The organism is Hydrogenophaga sp., assembly GCF_041633695.1.
Classification (GTDB): domain Bacteria; phylum Pseudomonadota; class Gammaproteobacteria; order Burkholderiales; family Burkholderiaceae_C; genus Hydrogenophaga.
Genome location: NZ_JBFJMY010000283.1, coordinates 1 through 5,555, shown reverse-complemented (window position 1 = coordinate 5,555; position 5,555 = coordinate 1). Strand labels below are relative to the sequence as shown.

General features: G+C 65.9%; 5 protein-coding genes and 1 pseudogene. 4 read left to right on the top strand and 2 right to left on the bottom strand.

The annotated features are described in order from the left end of the window. The 4 genes and pseudogenes from mutL to ABYB95_RS16025 all read left to right on the top strand — a co-directional run. Positions 1 to 876 (top strand): annotated as a pseudogene (gene mutL, locus ABYB95_RS16040) (DNA mismatch repair protein MutL); the annotation flags it as partial. A 14-nt stretch (positions 877 to 890) separates the two neighbouring features. After that, on the top strand, positions 891 to 1,619 hold the full coding sequence (locus ABYB95_RS16035; protein ID WP_372659562.1) for a GNAT family N-acetyltransferase: 729 nt from the start codon (positions 891 to 893) through the stop codon (positions 1,617 to 1,619). 2 nt (positions 1,620 to 1,621) lie between these two features. Continuing rightward, positions 1,622 to 1,870, top strand: a complete 249-nt coding sequence (locus ABYB95_RS16030; RefSeq protein WP_372659561.1) for a hypothetical protein — start codon at positions 1,622 to 1,624, stop codon at positions 1,868 to 1,870. Positions 1,871 to 1,957: 87 nt separating this feature from the next. Further along, positions 1,958 to 3,559, top strand: a complete 1,602-nt coding sequence (locus ABYB95_RS16025) for an alkaline phosphatase (protein ID WP_372659560.1) — start codon at positions 1,958 to 1,960, stop codon at positions 3,557 to 3,559. A gap of 36 nt (positions 3,560 to 3,595) precedes the next feature. Here the strand turns inward: ABYB95_RS16025 and ABYB95_RS16020 are convergent, their stop codons facing one another. Together ABYB95_RS16020 and ABYB95_RS16015 are read right to left on the bottom strand one after the other, a co-directional pair. Then, entirely contained in the window at positions 3,596 to 4,729 is a 1,134-nt protein-coding gene (locus tag ABYB95_RS16020; RefSeq protein ID WP_372659559.1) for an ABC transporter permease, read from the bottom strand. After that, on the bottom strand, positions 4,729 to 5,555 hold an 827-nt coding region (locus ABYB95_RS16015), incomplete at its 5' end, for an ABC transporter ATP-binding protein (protein WP_372659558.1). The genes ABYB95_RS16015 and ABYB95_RS16020, both read right to left, overlap by 1 nt.

The following is a 5,555-nucleotide window of genomic DNA, read 5'->3' as shown; positions in this document are numbered from 1 at the left end:
GCCGCGCCCCGCTCGGCCGCCGCAGGCACAGAGCCCGCAACCCTGATGGCGGGCACACCCGGCACGCCAGGCGCGACCACCGGTGCACCCCCACAGCCGCAAACGCCCCAACACCAGGACGCCTTGCGCTTTGCACCACCCGCAACAGCTGGCTACCCACCGCGCACCGATACCGTTGGCCAGCGCGTGAACGATCTCGGCGCGCTGTGGCAACCCACGCGCACCGGCCAACCCGAAGCAGCCGCGGCGGTGCAAACCGCACCCGCCACCGCGGCGCCCTTGCCCGACGGCGACTGGCCGCTGGGCCGCGCGGTGGCGCAATTGCAAGGCGTCTACATCCTGGCCGAGAACGTGCACGGCCTGGTGGTGGTGGACATGCATGCCGCGCACGAACGCATCGTCTACGAGCGGCTCAAACAACAGCTGGACGCACAGCGCATCGGCAGCCAGCCGCTGCTCATTCCAGCCACCTTCGCCGCCACGCCGCACGAAGTGGCCACCGCAGAGACCTGTACCGAAGCCCTGGCCACCCTGGGTCTGGAGATCACCCCCTTCTCGCCCAAGACGCTGGCGGTGCGCGCCGTGCCCACCACCCTGGCGCAAGGCGACCCGGTGGAACTGGCGCGCAGCGTGCTCGCCGAACTCGGCCAACACGACGCGTCGGGTGTGGTGCAGCGCGCGCAAAACGAGCTGCTCGCCACCATGGCCTGCCACGGCGCGGTGCGCGCCAACCGCCGCCTCACCCTCGACGAGATGAACGCCTTGTTGCGCCAAATGGAAGTGACCGAGCGCTCCGACCAATGCAACCATGGCCGGCCGACCTGGCGGCAGATGAGCATGCGCGAGCTGGACAATTTGTTTTTGCGCGGGCGCTGACCCGCACCTTCCCGGTGGCCATTTCGCTCGACAACGTTTTCTGGCACGCGCTCAGCGGCCACCAGGCTGGCTGCGCCGTGGGCACGCCACACGCCCGGCGCTACGCACCCGGCTTCTCGCCCATCATCGCGTTTGCCGACCGCAGCCAGCCCCGCTTCGACGAACTGGCGCCCTTTTGCGAGCCCGGCGAACACCTGTATTGCGATGGCTGGACCGGTCCCGTGCCCGCCGGTTGGCACATCGAAACACAGGCGCACATGGACAAAATGCGCTGGTCGGGCCCACCGCCCGATCAAGACGAGGCACCCGAGGCGCAGCCCATACTGCCAGCCCACCTCCCGCTGGTGTTGGAACTCACCGCCTTGACCCACCCCGGCCCCTTTGGTCCGCGCACGCCGGAACTGGGCGCCTACTTTGGTCTGTTTGAAAACGGACGCCTGATGGCCATGGCCGGTGAGCGCGCCCACGCCGGGTCCTGGCGCGAAATCAGCGGCGTTTGCACACACCCCGACTTTCAGGGCCGCGGCCTGGCCAAGCGCCTGATGCGCAAACTCATACGCCAACAAATGCAGCGCCAGGAAACCCCGTTTCTGCACGTCATGTGCGACAACGTGGCCGCGCACACGATGTACCTGCGCATGGGCTTTGAGGTGCAGCAAACCAGTGTGGTGCGTGTGGTGTCGCGCCGCCCCTTTCCAGCCGCTCCCATGGGTGGCGGCGCCATGACGCTCCACAGGGTTTGAGCATGGCAGCCTTCTTGCCCCCGTTCACGAGCCCTGGCGATTCGGCCATGCTGCAAAGCCTCTCCCTGGGAGCGGCGTTCGTCGGCATCGCCGCAGCGTCCGACTGCGCCTATGTCTTGATGGCCGAACTGGCCAGACCCGCGTTCGTGGCACACCCCCGCAACGCAACCATCGGGCGGGCGGTCACGGCCTTGGTCTACTTTGGCCTGGGCCTTTGCACCGCTTTTCCGGGCGTGCGAACGTCCCGCTAGAGGCAGCCGCGGCGAGACGCTTCGCGGCGTCATCACGCCGACATCCTGGTGCTTTTCAATTGGGTTTTTCCCCACTGGAGCATCTTGATGGACCCCCTGGACCGCCGCCGATTCCTGAACACCAGCGCCGCTCTCGCAGGCGTTGCCGCCACCGTCCCGCGCTGGAGCCTGGCGCAGACCGCACCCGCCGTGATCACACGCGACACTATGCGGCCGCAAATGGCCCATGGCGTGCAAAGCGGCGACCCCAGCGCCAGCTCAACCATGATCTGGACCCGCAGCGACCGCCCGGCGCGGCTCTGGGTCGAGTGGGACACCACCGACCGCTTCACCAACGCTCGTCGCGTGCGTGGACCGCACTTGCTGGAAGACAGCGACTTCACCGGCCGTGTCGATCTCACCGGCCTGCCCGCCGGGCAGTCGATTTTTTACCGCGTGGTGTTGCAAGACCTGCACAACGAGCGCGTGTTGTCCGAAGCGCTGCCGGGCCATTTGCGCCTGCCCGCCAGCAGCACCGGCAAAGCCCGGCGCGATGTGCGCTTTGCCTGGAGCGGCGACACCGCCGGCCAGGGCTGGGGCATCAACGAGGCCTGGGGCGGCATGAAGATTTACGAGCAGATCCGGCGCACCCAGCCCGATTTCTTTCTGCACTGTGGCGACACCATTTACGCCGATGGCCCGATCGCGGCGCAAGCGCCGCTGCCCGACGGCTCGGTATGGAACAACCTGGTGACCGAAGAAGTGAGCAAGGTGGCCGAGACCTTGAACGAGTTCCGGGGCCGCTACCGCTACAACCTGATGGACGCCAACGTGCGCCGCATGGCCGCCGAAGTGCCGCAAATCTGGCAGTGGGACGACCACGAGGTCAGCAACAACTGGTCCGACGCCAAAGACCTGAGCGCCGACGCGCGCTACAGCGAAAAAAACGTGCCTTTGCTGGTGGCCCGCGCCACCCGTTCCTTCCTGGAATACGCACCGATGCGCCGCAGCGCCGACGTGGAGAGCGAACGGGTCTACCGCTACCTGCCGCAAGGCCCATTGCTGGACTTGTTCGTGATCGACATGCGCAGCTACCGGGGACCGAATTCGGCCAATCTGCAGACGAGCGAAAGCGATGCCAGTGTGTTCATGGGCCAGCCGCAAATCGACTGGCTGTTGGATGGTCTCAAGCGCTCCAAGGCGACCTGGAAAGTCATCGCCTCGGACATGCCGATCGGTCTGCACGTGCCCGACGGCAAAGACGCCCAGGGCCAGGCTCGCTGGGAAGCGGTGGCCAATGGCGACAACGGCGCACCGCTGGGACGCGAACTGGAGATGGCGCGCCTGCTGCGCGCGATCAAACGCGCCGGTATACACAACCTGGTGTGGCTGACCGCCGATGTGCATTACACGGCGGCGCATTATTACGACCCGAACAAAGCCCGGTTCAGCGATTTCAACCCGTTCTGGGAATTCGTCTCGGGTCCGCTGAACGCGGGCAGCTTCGGCCCCAACGCGGTGGATGGCACGTTTGGCCTTCAGGTGGTGTTCCAGAAGGCGCCATCCACACCCAATACCGCGCCCTCGGGCGGCTTGCAGTTTTTTGGTCAAGTGGACATCGATGCCAAGACCCAGGCCATGACCGTCACCTTGAAAGACCTGGAGGGCGCCTCGCTCTACCAAAAAGTTCTGGCGCCCCACCGCAGCTGAGACGCGTGACGCGTGCACCGGCGGACGCTTCGGGCCCTAATCCAGCGTCTGCCGGTAGCGCAACAAAGCCACCACGCCGGCCACGGTCAGGAACAACAACATGGGCCACAGCTCGATCCAGAGCTGGCTGGCGTGTGCGCCCTTGAGCATGATGCCGCGCACGATGCGCAAAAAGTGCGTGAGCGGCAGCACCTCGCCGATCCACTGCGCCCACACCGGCATACCGCGAAACGGGAACATGAAGCCCGACAGCAACATGGACGGCAGAAAGAAAAAGAAGGTCATCTGCACCGCCTGCAACTGGTTGCGTGCGATGGTGGAAAAGGTGAATCCCACCGCAAGATTGGCCACGATGAAGACGCCGATCATGCCAAACAGCAGGGCAAAACTGCCCTCCATCGGCACCTTGAAAAGCAGCCAGGCCGCACCCAGGATCACCCCCAGTTGCACATAGCCGATCACCACGTAGGGCAGTATCTTGCCCGCCATCACCTCGGCCGGTCGCACCGGCGTGGCGAGCAGGTTTTCCATGGTGCCGCGTTCGCGTTCGCGCGTCATGGCCAGCGAGGTGAGCATCACCATGGTCATGGTGAGAATGGTGCCGATCAGGCCGGGCACGATGTTGTAGCGCGACAGGCCTTCGGGGTTGTAGCGCCGGTGCACCCGCAACTCGAACGGCGGCGCTGTCGCTTGCAACCCTTGCAGCGGTCCTTTCAGGTCGTGGCGCAGGGCCTGGTTGGTCAATTCACCCAAAGCGGCGATGGCGTTGCCCGAGGCCGATGGGTCGGTGGCATCCACCGAAACCAGCACCGCCGGGCGGTCGCCGCGCACCACGTCGCGCGAAAAATCGGCCGGGATCACCACGATGAACTGCACCAGCCCCTCGGCTAGCAGGTTGTCGGCGTCGGCCTGGCTGGTGCCCTGGTGCACCAGCCGGAAATAGCCGGTGTTTTGCAGCGAGGCCACCAGGCTGCGCGCCAGCGGCCCGCTGTCGGCGGCCACCACGGCGGTGGGCAGGCCTTTGGGGTCGGTGTTGATGGCGTAGCCAAACAACACCAGTTGCAGCACCGGTATGCCCACCGCCATGGCAAAGGTGAGGCGGTCGCGCAGCATTTGCTGGAACTCTTTGATGAAGACGGCCCAGGTGCGGGCGACAGAGAACCAGCGCATCAATGGCCGCCTGTTGGTGGGTGCCGCTCGGGCTCGTAGTTGTCCTGCGCCTGGTCGATAAGGCTGATGAACACGTCCTCCAGGTTGGCACGGGCCTTGAACAGGCGCACGCCGTGCTTGCGCTGCAGCGGCGCCAGCGATTCCGCCAGTTGTGCCGCGTCGCGCCCCGCCACGTGCAGCGCCGTGCCAAACGCGACCACGCTTTGCACACCGGGCAAGGCGTGCAGGCGCTCAGCCAGGCCGGCGTCGGTGTCACCCTCCACGGTCCAGACCGACAAGCCCGCCGCGTCCACGATCTCGCTTTCGCTGCCGCGCGCCAAAATTTTGCCGTAGGCGATGTAGACCAGATCGTTGCAGCGCGCGGCTTCGTCCATGTAGTGGGTGGACACCAGCACCGTGATGCCCTGGCTGGCCAGCGCGTGGATCTGGTCCCAGAAATCGCGCCGGGCTTTCGGGTCTACCCCGGCGGTGGGTTCGTCCAACAGCAGCAGGCGCGGCTCGTGGATCAGACAGGCGGCCAGCGCCAACCGCTGTTTCCAGCCGCCCGACAAACTGCCCGCCAACTGCTGTTGGCGCCCCTGCAAGCCCAAGCGTTCCAGTGCCTGGTCCACCGCTTCCCGGCGCCGTGGCAGTTCAAACAAGCGCGCCACAAAGTCGAGGTTCTCGCGGATCGAGAGGTCTTCGTAGAGGCCGAACTTTTGCGTCATGTAGCCCACCTGGCGCTTGATGGAGATGGCCTCGCGCCGAAAGTCCAGCCCCAGGCACTGGCCTTCGCCGGCATCGGGCTTGAGCAGGCCGCAGAGCATGCGGATGGTGGTGGTTTTGC